We start from the raw sequence: 14,569 nt of genomic DNA, 5'->3' as shown, positions 1-14,569 counted from the left end.
GAGGCCGCTCAGCCCGTGTTCGGTTATTTCGACAAAGCCGAATGCACCGCGTCGTGAAACTCGCGCCGCAGCTTCACGATCTCGCCCGCCGTGCCGTGCCGCGCCGGGTGAACGCGGTTGGTCAGCAGCGTGATGGCGTATCCGCGCTGCGGCTCGATCCAGACGCTCATTCCGGTAAAACCGGTGTGACCGTAGCCTTCAGGGCTGGCAAGGTTTCCGCCGAAACTGTCCGGCGTGCTGAGTTGCCAGCCCAACCCGCGCCGCACCTCGGCGTTGGCGGCGAACTCCTGCCGGGCGAGGCGCAAGATTTGCGGCGGCAACAAAGTTTCGTTCAAGTACCGTCGCGCCAAATCCGTCACCGCGCCCAGCGTTCCAAACGCTCCGGCGTGGCCGCTGACGCCCTGCATGGCGTAAGCATTTTCGTCGTGAACCACGCCCTGCAAGGTTTGCCCGCGCCAGGGATCGGTTTCGGTGGCGACAGCAGGGCCAGCCGGATTAAATGTCAGGCCGCTGCGCTTGGCCGCCAGCTCATCTAAAGGCTGCCCACGCAACCGTTCGGCCACCGCGCCCAGCACCATGAACCCAAAATCCGAATAGAGCGGCCCCGCCTCGCCCGTCCAGAACTGGCGCTCCTGTAGCACCCGCTGAATCAAGGTGCTGCGGTCTGCCGGATAAAGGTACAGCGGTGCCCACGCCCTGAGGCCCGCCGTGTGGCTGAGCAGCGCTGCGATCATCTGGGTTTTGAGGCCGCCTTCCTGCATCCAGCCCGCTTCCGGCAGCACCTCGCCCACCGTTGTCGTCAGGCTCAGTTTTCCTTCGCTGATCAGGGCCAGCACTTCCGGCAGCGTCACCAGCACTTTGGTCAAGCTGGCGAGGTCGAACTGATGCTGGGGGGTCAGCGCCTCGCCGGTCAGGCGGTTGGCGACGCCGCGCTGGTGCTCAACCTGCTCCCCCTCAGCCGTGACGATACTGGCGGCGATGGCGGGAATAGAGCTGGCGTCTAGGAGCCCAAAAGCCTTATCGAAGTTCACCCTTGCACCTCTGTCACCGTCTTGGCGGCGTCTGGCAGGGTAAAAAAGAAGGTGCTGCCCCGGCCCTCCTCGGATTCCAGCCACATCTGACCGCCGTGCCGCTCCACGATTTTGCGGGCAATCGCCAGCCCGATGCCGCTGCCTTCATACTCCTCGCGGCTGTGCAGGCGCTGAAAAATGGTGAAAATACGCTCGAAGAAAGCGGGAGCGATGCCGATGCCGTTGTCGCTGATGGCAAAGCGCCAATGCGGGCCGTCTGGCTGGGCGGTCACGCTCACTGCAGGCAGCCGGTCAGGAGCGCTGAATTTGATGGCGTTGCCGACCAGATTTTGAAAGACTTGGCGCAGCTGAGTCGCGTCGCCCTGCACGCTGGGCAGCGGGCCGACTTCGAGCGTGGCCTGACTGCGCTGAATTTGGTTTTGTAGATCATCGCCGACTGCTTCCAGTACACTGCTGAGCGCCACCGCCTTCATCGGCTGGGCGCTGGTGGACACCCTCGAAAAAGCCAGCAGATCTTGCAGCAGGCGGCTCATGCGGCCCGTGCCCTCGGTGATCATGCTCAGGTACACGTCGGCTTTGGGGTCGAGCTGGCCCCGGTATTTGCCCACCAAAAGCTGCGCGAAGCTGGTGACGGTGCGCAGCGGCTCTTGGAGGTCATGGCTGGCGACGTAGGCGAACTGCTCTAACTCGTGGTTGCTGCGCTCCAACTCGCCGGAGCGCTCACGCAGCGCCAGCACGCTCCTTGCGCCTTCTTTGGCCAGCCCCAGACTGCCCACCACCGCTTCCAGAATGGCGCGTTCGGCGGCACTCCAGAGCTGCTGACCAAACAGTGCCACCACAAAAACACCCACCGGCTGCCCGGCGACCAAAACAGGCAGAGCGGCGGTGGCTCCTATCTGGCCGGTCAGCGCCTGAAGGTTGTCGGTGTCTCGGTCATACTGGGCCTGGAAATACGGCTGCCGGGTCGTCCAGGGAGTCAGCAGGTTCAGGGTCGTCTCGTAAGGCAGGCCCGCGTCGATGGCCGCCTGCAAAGCCGGAGCGTTCAGGCTGCCCACCTGCGACTTAGCCCGCCACAACTCTCCCTCGGGCTGATAGTAAAGGGCGGCTCCCGGCGGCAACATCGACAGCGCCACTTCCTGCGCCCGCCGCACCAGACTCAGCTCCTCGGCCTGCAAAGTCAAATCGCGGGTCAGCGCCGAGAAAGCTTCGAGCGCTTTGGTGCGGGCGGCGAGTTCAGCGCCCTGCATCCGCAGCTCGGCGTCGGCGTCGGCACGTTCAAGCGCCAGATTCAGGCTGCGCCCCACCGCCCGCACGATGGCCCGGTCCCGTTCATGCCACTGAACGCGGTTTCTGAGCCAGACGCTCAGGAACGCCCGCACCTGACCGCCGATCTGCACCGGGTAGACGCCGGTGGTGCGGAACGGTTCGCCGCTGCCCGGCACCGAGTCGTGCCAGTCGTCCACGAAATGCGCTTCGCTGCTTTCCAGCGCCTGCGTAAACAGCGGCGTGCCCAGTGGCAGACCCAACACCACCCGCTGCGTCAGATCGCTGCTGAGGTTGGGCGTGAGCGCGCGGAGTTCCCAGTGTTCATTCGAGCGCTCGTGCAGGGTGCCGCTGAAATTCGGAAAGAAAGTGTCCAGAACGCTGAAGGCCTGCTCGGAGAGGGCGGCGAGGTCGTTGGTCTGGCTGCTGGCCTCGGAAAAGCGCACGAAGGCGTCGAGCGCCTCGGTGCGCTCCTCTAGAGCGCGGCGGTGTTCGGCCCGCTCCAGGGCCAGCCCGAAACTGCGGCCCACTGCCCGAAAAACGGTGCGCTCACGGGTTGTCCAAACGGCGGTGGCGCGGCTGGCGGCGGTCAGCGCCCCGCAGGCTTCTCCATCCTGAAAAAACGGATAAATTGCCACCGCTCGGTAGGCCTGAGACGGCTCCATTCCGTCGTCGCGGGGATCCCAGCCGTCCACGAACAGTGGCTCGCCGAGTGCGAGGGCTTGCCGGAAACTCGGCGCGTCGTAGCGCCCTGAGCGCAGCCGCGCCACCGCTTCGGGGGGCAGATCATCTGACCAGACGTTCATCTGCCAGCGGTCTTCTTCGGGCTGGTAATAGGCCGCGCTGACGCCGCCCAGCGTACTCTGCAAAACTTCGATGGCCTTTTGCGCCAGCACCGGCACTTCCCTGCTCTGCGCCGAAACTTCGGTGAAGCGGACAAAAGCTTCGAGCGCTTCGGCTTGGCTGGCTGCTGCTTGGTGGGCCGCCCCGGAAAGGCTTTGTTCGGTGCCGGTTTGAGCTGGAAGCAGTGGCTCGGTCTGCGAAGGCGCGGCGTTTTTGTCTTGCTCCTCCAACCGTTCTAGGGCGGCGGTGATTTGCGCGGCCAAGCTGCCGACAAAGTGCTGCTCGGAGTGGCTCAGCGCTTTGAGAACTTCAAACGCCAGATGGCCGGATGTCGCGCGGCCCTGCAAGCGCACAATCACGCCTTCGTCTGACTCATCATTGGCTTCTGGACGCAGCAGATCGGCAGAGAGCGCCGCGCCCTGCTGGGCCACCACCCGCACGCCTGATCCGCGCAGTTCATTCAAGACGATGGCTGCTGAAGTCGCTCCCAAGTCGGCTTGGAGGGCGCTGAGCGTCAACGTGTAGACCTGTGCAAAATCGGCGGCGGCACTCAGGGCTTGGCTCAGTTCCCACAAGCGCTCAAGCAAGGTATCAGCGCGGAGCGCGGGCGGGGCCGAATCGGACATGCTTTAAGAATAGCGTGCTGGCCTGACTTGTTTTGTTAGAGCAATGGTCAAAGAAAAGCTCTTGGTTGACCGATTGGCGGAAGCGGGACGACTGCTCTAAACCAGTCCCATCACCCTCTCTCTGGCCTTTTGAGTTTCAGCCGCCGCTGGCAGCCAGCGCTCCGCGTACTCTTCCGCCACCTGCCACTCTAATTCTGCTGCGGCCAGTCCCACGTACCCGTCTGGACGCACCAGATAGAAAGCGTTTTCTAAGAATCCGGATTGCCGCGCTCCGCGCCCAGACCTAAAGACATGCAGCGGCGCTTCCCGCTGTCGGCACCACGTTAAAATCTCTGGCGATGGTGCGCCGTTTTCAAAAAGATGCTCTAAGCTCATAGCATGCCAAACAATGACTCAGATCAGGCCACGTCCCAGAGCTATCACCGGATTCTGGTGGCGACGGGCGGCGCGGCCCACTCTCAAAAAGCAGTGGAACGGGCCATTGGTTTGGCCCAGCAGTTTGGAGCGGTGCTGGACGTGGTCGTGGTGGTGCCCACTCAGCGCGGCGTGATGGCCAGTATGGCCGCCGGTATTCCGGGCAGCGGCGAAATGGAAGAGCAGATTGCCCAGAGCCTCCACGACGTTCGTGAGGCCCATCTGAAGGCGGTGGTGGCCCGCGCCGAACAAGCCGGTTTGACCGTTCATCCTCACCTTCGCAGCGCTGCCAGAGCCGCCGACGTGATTTTGGATATGGCCGCCGAAACGGGAGCTGACCTTATTGTGCTGGGCAGGCGGCACACCACTGCCCTGAGCGCCAACTTGGCGGGCAGTGTGGGACTGAGCGTAAGCCGCGCCGCGCTGGTGGACGTGCTGATTACCCATTAGTCGAGAGTTACAGGCTTGCCGTGTTCTAATCCGGCTCACCAAACTCAAGCGCCGCTGTCTGAACCTTTGCCAGTAGCGCCCGCTCACGCGCCAGAAAACGCGCCGTTGGAAGCTGAATGCCGAAGGCGGCCACCACTTCGCCCTCCCACCAAAGCGGCACGCTGACGGCGCAGTGACCTGCCACCCACTCCTCGATGGCCAGCGCGGAGCCGTCCAATCTTACCTTTTGGAGTTCGCCCGCCCACTCGTCGGGCGTGGTAATGGTGCTGGCGGTGAAGCGCTCAAAATCTGGTGCGGGCAACGGAGCAAAAGCGTAGAGCACTTTCCCGGCGGCGGTGGCGTTGGCCGGCAAGGTCACGTCGGTCTGAACTTGGCGGTGATCGGCGCTGGCGTCGCCCAAAGCGCGGTTGATGCAGATGACTTGCGATCCTTCCAGCACGCAGATGAAGCCGAGCGACTGGGTGGCGGCGGCCAAGCTGGCGAGGGCGCTTCTGGCTGGCCCGAACCAGGGCAGTGCCGCGCTGAGCTGAGCGCCGAACTCGGCGAGTTGCCAGCTCAGGCGGTACTGGCCGCCGGAAACGCGCCGCACGAATCCGGCGTCGTGCAGGCCCGACAGGTACGCCTGAACGGTGGCGCGGGGCCAGCACAACTCGGCGGCCAGTGCCCGCACACCCCACTGCGGCCGCGCGGCGCTGAAGGCCCGCAAAACGGTTCCGGCTTTGGTCAGGGTCTGCATCCTTAAAGTCTAGCTGTCCCGCATGGCTGGACACTCCTCTTGAGCCTGCCTCACCATCAGCCCAGACTGAGCCATGACCACTTCAACCCAGATTCGCGCTCCGCGTGGGCCAAACCGCACCGCCAAAGGCTGGATTCAGGAAGCCGCCAAGCGCATGCTGATGAACAACCTCGATCCCGAAGTGGCCGAGCACCCTGAAGACCTGATCGTTTACGGCGGGCGCGGCAAAGCGGCCCGCGACTGGCCCAGCTTTCACAAAATCGTGGAAGTGCTCGACCGCCTAGAAAACGACCAGACCTTGCTGGTGCAGTCGGGCAAGCCGGTGGCGGTGCTGACCACCCACGCCCTCGCGCCGCGCGTGCTGATCGCCAATTCTAATTTGGTGCCGCACTGGGCCAACTGGGAAACCTTCGATAAGCTCGATCAGGCTGGGCTGATGATGTACGGCCAGATGACTGCTGGAAGCTGGATTTACATCGGCACGCAGGGCATCTTGCAGGGCACCTACGAAACCTTTGCGAGTGCGGCCAACAAACACTTCGGCGGCAGCCTCAAGCACACCATCACCGTGACGGCGGGCCTCGGCGGCATGGGCGGAGCGCAGCCGCTGGCGGTCAAGCTGGCGGGCGGAGTCAGCATCAACATTGAAGTGGACCCGACCCGCATTCAAAAGCGCCTGGATACCCGCTACTTAGACACGGTGGCCCCCGATCTGGACGCTGCCCTCAAGCTGGCCGAGGAGGCCAAGCGGGAAGGCAAAGCGCTCAGCATCGGCCTGCTCGGCAACGCTTCCGAGGTGCTGCCGGAACTGGTGCGCCGGGGGTTCACACCCGATCTGGTGACCGATCAGACCAGCGCCCACGACCCGATGTGGGGGTATCTGCCACCCGCACAGGCCGACGAAGACCTGGGCGAGTTGCGCCGTAACCAGCCGGAAGCGTACCTGGAACGTGCTAGAGCAGGCATGGCTGAGCATGTGCGGGCCATGCTGGAACTTCAGAAGCGCGGGGCGGTGGCCTTTGACTACGGCAATAATCTGCGCGAACAGGCCCGCATTGCTGGCGTCGCCAATGCGTTTGACTACCCCGGTTTCGTGCCCGCCTTCATCCGCGACAGCTTTTGCGAGGGGCGCGGGCCGTTCCGGTGGGTGGCTCTCAGCGGCGACCCGCAAGATATCTACGCCACTGATCAAGCCTTGCTGGAGCTGTTTCCTGACGATCAGCGTCTGCAATCCTGGCTGACCTACGCCGCCAAAGAGATTGCCTTTCAGGGTTTGCCCGCTCGCATCTGCTGGCTGGGTTACCGTGAGCGCGATAAGGCCGCCAAACTCTTCAACGAAATGGTCGCTGATGGGCGACTCTCGGCTCCCATTGTGATTGGCCGCGATCATCTCGACGCCGGAAGTGTAGCCAGTCCTTACCGCGAAACCGAGGCGATGCTCGACGGCTCCGACGCGGTCTCCGACTGGCCGCTGCTCAACTTCGCGGTGGGCGTGGCGTCGGGCGCGGGCTGGATGAGCTTTCACCACGGCGGCGGCGTGGGCATGGGCTACAGCCAGCATTCGGGCCTGGTGGCGGTGGCCGACGGCAGTGAGGAAGCCGCCTGGAGGCTGTCGCGCTGCCTGACCAACGATCCGGCGATGGGTGTCATCCGCCATGCCGACGCCGGCTACACGCTGGCGCAGGACGTGGCGCGGGAACGCGGGCTGGATTTGCCGAGCCTGGGGATTGAGGAACGGGCATGAGACAGCAGGCTTTAACAGTGGTCTGTAGTGTGTTAATCGGTGTTCCAGCTTCTCAAGGGAATTGTGAAACCAAAACATGACTCCTAGCCACCTCCCCTTCGCCGGAATCTCCACCTTCGCCCGCGCTCCGCATCACGCCCCTGAAGCCGACTGGCAAGCCGACGTGGCCGTGCTGGGCGTGCCCTACGACATCGCGCTCGGCTTTCGCCCCGGCGCACGCTTTGCGCCGCGTGCCATTCGTGAAGCGAGCTTGCGCTATGTGCCGCCCTTCACGGGTTTGGATGGCCGCATCCGCTTGGAAGGCGTGAGCTTCGTGGACGCCGGAGATGTGGTGCTGCCCAGCCTGGAACCCGAACTGATGCGCTCCCGCACCACCGAGGCCGCCCGCGCCGTGCGGAAGCGCTGCCGCTTGCCGGTTTTTCTGGGCGGAGATCACAGCGTCACCTTCCCGCTTCTGTGCGCCTACGACGACGTTCCCGATCTGCACGTCGTTCAACTGGACGCCCACCTTGACTTCACTGACATTCGTAACGACACCAAATTCAGCAATTCCAGTCCGTTTCGCCGCGCCTGCGAACAGTTGCCCAACCTTAAGCACATCACCACGCTGGGGCTACGCGGCTTGAGATTCGATCCTGAAGCGGTAGCGGCGGCCCGTCAGCGCGGCCACACTCTGGTCACCATGACCGAGCTGGAAAGCAACCTCAGTGCCGTGCTGAACGCTCTGCCCGCTGGGAAGTCTGTTTACCTGAGTGTGGATGTGGACGGTCTCGACCCCGCCGTACTGCCCGGCACCAGCAGCCCCGAACCGGACGGCTTGAGTTACGCGCTCGCCATGCGTCTCATCCGCGCCGTGACTGCCCGCAACACTTTGGTCGGTCTAGACGTGGTGGAACTCGCTCCCAACCTCGACTCCAGCGGACGCAGCGAGCTGATCGCGGCCCGGCTGATCATGGAAACGCTGTGCGGGGCGCTGGATGACTGAAGTTCTGTTCACCAACATCGCCCAGCTCGTTACCCCGAAAGCTGGCCCCCAGCGCGGCGCGGCCATGCGCGAGCTGAACATTCTTCAAGACGCGGCCCTGCTGGTCCGTGACGGCCTGATTGTGTGGATAGGCCGCGAAAAAGACGCCCCCAAGTCTCAGCAGACGCACGACCTCGGCGGCGTGGCCGTTACCCCGGCGCTGATTGACCCTCATACCCACGCTGTCTGGGCCGGAGACCGCCTCAGCGACTTCGAGGCCCGCGTGGAAGGCGTTCCCTACGAAACCATTCTGGCGCGGGGCGGCGGCATTCGCAGCACTATGCGGGCCACCCGGCAGGCCAGTTTGGAAGAATTGGTGACATTGGCCTTGCCACGCTTGCAAGCACTTACGGCATCAGGCGCGGCGACCATCGAAATTAAAAGTGGCTATGGCCTCGACTTTGAAACCGAACTGCGAATGCTGGAAGCCGTCAGGGTGCTTCAAGCCAGAACGTCTGCCGACTTGCGCCCGACGCTGCTGCTTCACGTTCCACCCGAAGAAAACCGTGCCGAGTATGTTCAGGAGGTCTGTCACATTCTCATTCCCCGCTTGGCCCATGAACAATTGGCCGAAGCGGTGGACGTGTTTTGCGAAACGGAAGCCTTCAGCGTTCCAGAGACCCGCGCCATGCTGGAAGCGGCCCGCTTGTACGGTCTTAAGTTCAAACTGCACGCCGACCAGTTTCACGCTATTGGCGGCACTGAACTGGCTTGCCAGATGGGAGCGCTGAGTGTGGATCATCTGGAAGCCAGCGGAGAGTCGCAGATTGCGGCGCTGGCCGCCAGTCCAACCGTCGCCACCGTCCTGCCCGCTGTGACGCTGCATCTGGGCTTGCCTGCTGCCCCTGCCCGTGCGCTGATCGACGCGGGGGCGTGCGTGGCGCTTGGCACCGACCTCAATCCGGGTAGCGCTCCCATTTTTTCGGCGCAACTCGCCTTGGCTTTTGGGGTGCGCCTCAACCGCCTGACCCCCGCCGAAGCCCTCACTGCCGCCACCGTCAATGCCGCCGCTGCACTGGGCCTGAGTGACCGGGGAGCCTTGAGCGTGGGCCAGCGGGCCGACTTTTTGGCGCTGCGCTCCGCCGATTGGCGCGACCTTCCCTACACGCTGGGCGCAAATCCCATTCAATCAAGCTGGATCAAAGGCAGATTATTATGATTTTAGACCAAACCCTGACCCTCAGCGATTTTCAGCGCGTGGTGCGTGAATTTGAAGCTGTGGAACTCTCTCCCGCCGCCCGTCAGCGCATCCGAACGGCGCGGGCGGTCATTGAAAAGATCGTGGACGGCTCAGCGGCGGTCTACGGCGTCAACACCGGCTTTGGCAAGTTTGCCACCATCGGTATTGACCGCGCCCAGCTCGGCCAGCTCCAGCACAATCTGATCGTCTCACACGCCATCGGAATGGGTGCGCCGCTGCCACGTGAAGTGGTGCGCGGGATGCTGCTGCTCCGCGCCCAGTCGCTTTCGTTGGGTCATTCCGGTGTGCGCGAAGAAGTCGTGGAGTTGCTGCTTTCCCTGCTCAATGCCGACGCGCTGCCGGTCATCCCCGCGCAGGGTTCGGTGGGCGCGTCGGGCGACCTCGCGCCGCTGGCCCACCTTGCGCTGGCGCTGATCGGTCTGGGCGAACTGGACTACGGCGGCGCAGTCCGTCCGGCTGCCGAAGTGCTGGCCGAACTGAAGTTGAAGCCGCTGGAACTCCAAGCCAAAGAAGGGCTGGCCCTGATCAATGGCACGCAACTGATGGGCAGTTTGCTGGCCCTCAGCGTGCTGGACGCTCAAACCCTGCTGACCAGCGCCAACCTCGCTGCCGCCATGACGGTGGAAGGTATGCGCGGCAGTCACCAGCCGTTCAGAGATGACATCGTGCGGCTGCGGCCCCATCCGGGCGCATTGGAAGTTGCCGCCGAGTTGCGGCTGCACTTGCAGGGCAGTGACATCGCGCCCTCGCATGCCGACTGCGGGCGGGTGCAGGACGCCTACAGTTTGCGGGCCGTGCCGCAAGTTCACGGAGCCACGCTGGACGTGATCCGGCACGCCGAGCGGGTGCTGGCGATTGAGTTCGCCTCTGTCACTGACAACCCACTGGTTTTACCCGAAACGAATGAGGTCATCAGCGGTGGTAACTTTCACGGGCAACCGCTGGCCCTGACTGCTGACGCGCTGTGTGTGGCGCTGGCCGAACTCGGCAGCATTTCCGAGCGCCGCTGTGAGCAGCTCCTCAATCCGGCGCTTTCCAGTCTGCCTGCTTTCCTGACCCCGCACGGCGGCCTAAACTCTGGTCTTATGATCGCCCAGTACACTGCCGCCGCGTTGGTCAGCGAGAATAAGGTGCTGTGTCATCCGGCCAGCGTGGACAGCATTCCCACCAGCGCCAACCAGGAAGACCACGTGAGCATGGGCGCACACGCTTGCCGCAAACTGCGTGAGGTGCTGGAGAACGTGTTTACCGTCATCAGCATTGAACTGCTCTGCGCCGCTCAGGCGCTGGACTTCCAGCCGCTCACAGCGGGCGCGGGCGTGCAAGCCGCTCACGAAGTGATCCGCCAAGTGGTGCCGACTCTGGCCGAAGACCGCTACTACAAGCCGGAGTTGGACGCTCTGCGAGGGAAAGTGCGGCGAGGGGAATTGTTGGCTTGAACGGATGTGAGGCGGGTTCTTTTCACCCCTCGCGCCTTCTGGGAAGAGTGGAGGGTGTAACAATCCCGCTCTACATAGGGTCATTTCATCAAAAAGCGGCAGCCCGACGCAACGCCGAGCCACCGCTTTTTCTAAATCTTAGCGCCCAACTCTTCAGTTGCCTGTGACTGGAGCGCCGTCCCAGAGGGCGTTCACGTTGCTGGTGACAATCTGCGCTCCGCTGGGCAAGCCGCCGTTCACGGCCACTTCAGCCTGGCCGTTCGCCGTGCCGCTGAGGCCAGTCTGAATCGGCGTGCGAACCGCTTTTCCGTCCTTGACCACGTAGACATAATTCTGCGCCCCGATACGGGCAACGGCGCTGCTCGGCACGGTGGGCGAACCGGCGCTGACATCGGCGTTGATGGTGCCGGTGGCGACCATCCCTGCTCTGAGTTCGGCGTTGGCCGCGTCCAGCCTCGCTTCGATCGGGTAAAAGTCGCCGGTCGCCACCGAAGCGGGATTGATAGACGTGATCTTGGCCGGATAGCTGCGGTTGGGGAAGGCGTCGAACTTGATCTGCATCGGCTGACCTGCTTTGATCAGATTGTCCTGAGCCGCCGGAATGGTCGCCACGATTTTGCGCGGGTCGTTTTGCACGATGGTCATTAACGGTACGCCGGGAGCTGCCACCTCGCCGACTTCCACGTTCCGCGCCGACACCACGCCGTCGATCGGGCTTACCACGACTGCTTTGCCGATCATCAGCTTAAGGTTTTGCACGTTGGCCTGAGCGGCCTCCACCGCGCCGCCGCCCGCGTTCTGGGCCGCGACCTGGGCGTTGGTGTACTGGGTCTGAGCGTTTTGTAAGTCCTGCCTGGACACCCCGCCGAGTTTGTAGACTGCCGAAACGCGGTCAAGCGTGCTGGCCGCCAGTTGCAAGTTGGCCTGCGCCGAGTTGCCGCCGTTTTGCACCTGACTGAGCGCCGCCTGCGCTCCGGCGAGCTGCGCCTGCAAATTGCTGTCGTCAATTCGGGCCAGCACTTCACCTTTGGTGACGTTGTCGCCGACCTGCGCTCCGACTTTGGTGACGTTGCCCGCCACCTGCGCGGCAATGGTGACGTCATTGCCGGACGTCAGCGTGCCGACCACGTTGAGTTGCACCTTGAGCGGCGCGGGAGCAGCTGTCACGGTTTTGACGCTGGTGGGCGTGCTGGGCGGATCGGTGAGGTCGATGGTGACGCTGGCACTCGAACCCGGCAGCAGCTTGGAGCGGTCGGCAGTGCTCAGGTAAATGGACACCGGAATCACCTGCGCGACTTTGGTGAAGTTACCGTTGTCGGCCCCGCCGCTGGGCAGCAGTGAAAAGGTGCTGGCGGTGGCCTGCCCGATCTGCTGTACCCGCCCGCTTAGGGTCTGTCCCGGCAAGGCGTCCAGCGTGACATGCACCGGCTGACCCAGTTTGACTTTGCTGATCTGGTCTTCTTTGACATTGGCCGAAATGTAAGCGCTGGAATCGTCGGCGATGACCGCCAGCGACTGCCCGGTGGCGACCAGTTGGCCCACCAGAGCGCTGGACTGAATGACTTGCCCGCTGATCGGAGCGCGAATCAGTGAGCGCGAGGCCGTCAGCGGCGCGGTTTGCGAGAGCGCCCCCGCGTTGGCGGCGCTCGACTGCGCCACAGTGGAGGTATCAATTTGCCCGATGACTTGCCCAGCCGTGACATTGGTGCCCACCGCGACATTCCACTGGAGCACCCGGCCCGGAATTTCCGGCACGATGTTGGCGGTATTGGCGGCCACGCGGGCGTTGTCGGTGCTGACGTGCTGCGAGCCGTTGTAGGCGTACCACCAGACGATGCCCCCCGCGCCGAGCGCCACCAGCAGGCCGACGGTCAGTCCCAAAGCGCGGCGAGCGGGCGGCGTTTTTTTGGCTTGCGGAACGGGCGCTAGAAGATCAGGTTTTTTCAAATCGGGTTTATTGCCTTCGGGTGTTTGTGCGGCTGTCATGGTGTGGTTTCCTCTCAGAAAGTGCGCGGTGGAGATGGGTTTTGGTTTGGGTTATTGGGTGTCAGGGGTGGGGCAATCGCTTCGCTGTCGTTTTCCTCTTCAAAGGTAGGGGTTGAGCAAGGCGAACTTGCTGTTCAGCTCGCTCCTCAGTCCATCGCCGCGTGACCCGGCTCAGCCGCCACCTTGCCTTTCTTAAGCGCAGTCGCCGCCACCGCGCAGACCACTAGCGCCAGCGCAATCACGACCATCACGATGTCAAAGGTATTGGTAAAAACGGTGGTGCCGATTTGGCGCTGCAAGAGAGCGCTGAAAGCGGCCTGAGCATGGGCCGGATCAAGGCCGCTGGCTTGCAGCTTGGCAATGATGGTACTGATGGTGTTTTGCTGCGCCACGTTGCCCTGCTGGAGCAAATTGGTGTAGCCGGCCTGCTCGGTGTGGTTGTAGTGGTCAAAGAGTTGCACCATCAGCACCACGCCGAACGCCCCGCCGAGGCGGTTGATCACGTTGGTGATGGCGCTGGCCTGACCCGCCTGCATCGGCGGAATCTCGGAGACCGAGGCCGACTGGGTGGGAATCATGGCCAGGCCCATCCCGACTGAGCGCACGCAATTCCACCAGATAATTGAAAAGAAGGCTGTTTCGATGGTGAGTTGCCTAAAGAAGAACATCCCCATGGCAATAAACAAAAGACCCACCGGAACCAGAACACGCGGACCTATTTTGTCATAGAGACGCCCGGCGAACGGCATGACCATACCAGTCAAGAGTGCGGGCGGCAATTGCAAATACCCCGATTGAAAAGCGCCGAGTCCGCGAATGCTCTGCATATACACCGGCAAATAAAACAGCACGCCGAACAGAGAAATGCTGATCACCATCAAAAGGACATTGGCAATCGCAAAAGAGCGGTATTTGAAGAGGCGCAAATTGAGCAGCGGGTGCGGAATGTGAAGCTGCCACCAGATAAAGAATGCCATGCTGATGGCGCTGGTGTAGAGCAGCAGCACGATGCTCTCCGATCCCCAGCCCCAAGCGGTGCCCTCGGAAGTGGCCAGCAGCAAGCTGAACAGCGACACGGCAATCGCGCCTGCGCCCCACCAATCAAAGGCCTCGGTGTGGACGGGAGCCACGTTCGGCACGCCGCGCAGCGCCATAAAGATGGCCAGCACGCCCACCGGCAAGTTGATGGTAAAAATCCAGCGCCAGTCCACGAATTCCACCAGGTAGCCGCCCAGCGTGGGGCCGATGGCGGGGGCCAGCAAAATCGCCATGCCGAAGATGCCGCCCGCCGCGCCGAGCTGGTTGCGCGGCACCATCCGGATCATCATGGCCTGTACGGCGGGCATGATTAAGCCGCCGCCGATGGCCTGCACGATGCGGAAGGCGATCATGCTGTTGAGACTCCACGACAAAGCGCACAGCCCGGAGCCGATGGTAAAAATAATCAGCGCCACCACGTACATAGACCGGATGCCGAATTTGGCTCCCAGCCAGCCCGACAGCGGCGTGATGACGCCCAGTGCCAGCGTGTAGGCGGTAGACACCCATTCGATGCCCGCCTGATCTACACCGAAGACGTTGATCATATCTGGCAGCGCCACATTGACGATGCTGGTGTCGAGCACGGCCATAAACGCGCCGATCACCAGAATAAGCAGCGGCGCTCGCCAGTTTTCCAGCTGCCCGGTGGCGGCGCTCGGCTGGACAGGCGGAGACGAAGGCGCGGAAGCGGTGGTCATGAAGTCTCCTTGAAAGTGGGGTTGTGGTGGAAGGGAACTAGAGAGTGTTCGCTCTGCCCACCCTTGTTTTTCC

At 63.0% G+C, this 14,569-nt stretch carries 10 protein-coding genes; 5 read left to right on the top strand and 5 right to left on the bottom strand.

What is annotated here, in order from left to right; genetic code table 11:
• Window positions 1–23 precede the first annotated feature (23 nt).
• Window positions 24–1,031 (bottom strand): serine hydrolase domain-containing protein, encoded by a 1,008-nt coding sequence (locus FNU79_RS03840; protein ID WP_185974593.1) that lies wholly within the window; start codon window positions 1,029–1,031, stop codon window positions 24–26.
• Window positions 1,028–3,763, bottom strand: a complete 2,736-nt coding sequence (locus FNU79_RS03835) for a GAF domain-containing sensor histidine kinase (RefSeq protein ID WP_143719573.1) — start codon at window positions 3,761–3,763, stop codon at window positions 1,028–1,030. Before FNU79_RS03835 ends, FNU79_RS03840 begins: the two co-directional genes overlap by 4 nt.
• 378 nt (window positions 3,764–4,141) lie before the next feature.
• Between FNU79_RS03835 and FNU79_RS03830 the strand changes: the two genes are divergently transcribed.
• Window positions 4,142–4,627: a universal stress protein gene (locus tag FNU79_RS03830; protein ID WP_143719572.1), complete on the top strand. Its 486-nt coding sequence runs from the start codon at window positions 4,142–4,144 to the stop codon at window positions 4,625–4,627.
• A 25-nt stretch (window positions 4,628–4,652) separates the two neighbouring features.
• On the opposite strand, the gene FNU79_RS03825 is transcribed toward FNU79_RS03830, so the two are convergent.
• Complete coding sequence (locus FNU79_RS03825) at window positions 4,653–5,363, bottom strand: IclR family transcriptional regulator (RefSeq protein ID WP_143719571.1); 711 nt, start codon at window positions 5,361–5,363, stop codon at window positions 4,653–4,655.
• Between the two features lie 73 nt (window positions 5,364–5,436).
• Here FNU79_RS03825 and hutU point away from each other — a divergent pair, with 73 nt between their 5' ends.
• The 4 genes from hutU (at window position 5,437) to hutH (ending at window position 10,771) form a co-directional block, all read left to right on the top strand.
• Window positions 5,437–7,107 carry a urocanate hydratase gene (hutU, locus tag FNU79_RS03820; RefSeq protein WP_143719570.1) on the top strand — a complete coding sequence of 557 codons (1,671 nt, stop codon included), beginning with the start codon at window positions 5,437–5,439 and terminating at the stop codon, window positions 7,105–7,107.
• A gap of 76 nt (window positions 7,108–7,183) precedes the next feature.
• Window positions 7,184–8,092 (top strand): arginase family protein, encoded by a 909-nt coding sequence (locus tag FNU79_RS03815; RefSeq protein WP_143719569.1) that lies wholly within the window; start codon window positions 7,184–7,186, stop codon window positions 8,090–8,092.
• Window positions 8,085–9,290: an imidazolonepropionase gene (hutI, locus tag FNU79_RS03810; RefSeq protein WP_143719568.1), complete on the top strand. Its 1,206-nt coding sequence runs from the start codon at window positions 8,085–8,087 to the stop codon at window positions 9,288–9,290. Before FNU79_RS03815 ends, hutI begins: the two co-directional genes overlap by 8 nt.
• Entirely contained in the window at window positions 9,287–10,771 is a 1,485-nt protein-coding gene (gene hutH / locus FNU79_RS03805; protein WP_143719567.1) for a histidine ammonia-lyase, read from the top strand. The genes hutI and hutH overlap by 4 nt, the downstream gene beginning before the upstream one ends.
• A gap of 153 nt (window positions 10,772–10,924) precedes the next feature.
• Here hutH and FNU79_RS19025 read toward each other — a convergent pair whose 3' ends face one another.
• Together FNU79_RS19025 and FNU79_RS03795 are read right to left on the bottom strand one after the other, a co-directional pair.
• The gene (locus FNU79_RS19025) at window positions 10,925–12,757 is read right to left on the bottom strand and encodes an efflux RND transporter periplasmic adaptor subunit (RefSeq protein WP_185974592.1); all 1,833 of its coding nucleotides are present in this window, start codon (window positions 12,755–12,757) and stop codon (window positions 10,925–10,927) included.
• Between the two features lie 146 nt (window positions 12,758–12,903).
• Window positions 12,904–14,496: a DHA2 family efflux MFS transporter permease subunit gene (locus FNU79_RS03795; RefSeq protein WP_143719566.1), complete on the bottom strand. Its 1,593-nt coding sequence runs from the start codon at window positions 14,494–14,496 to the stop codon at window positions 12,904–12,906.
• Window positions 14,497–14,569: the final 73 nt, after the last annotated feature.

It is taken from the genome of Deinococcus detaillensis, from assembly GCF_007280555.1.
Taxonomy (GTDB): Bacteria; Deinococcota; Deinococci; order Deinococcales; family Deinococcaceae; genus Deinococcus; species Deinococcus detaillensis.
The sequence above is the reverse complement of the archived record's forward strand: the minus strand, read 5'-3'. Positions and strand labels throughout refer to the sequence as shown.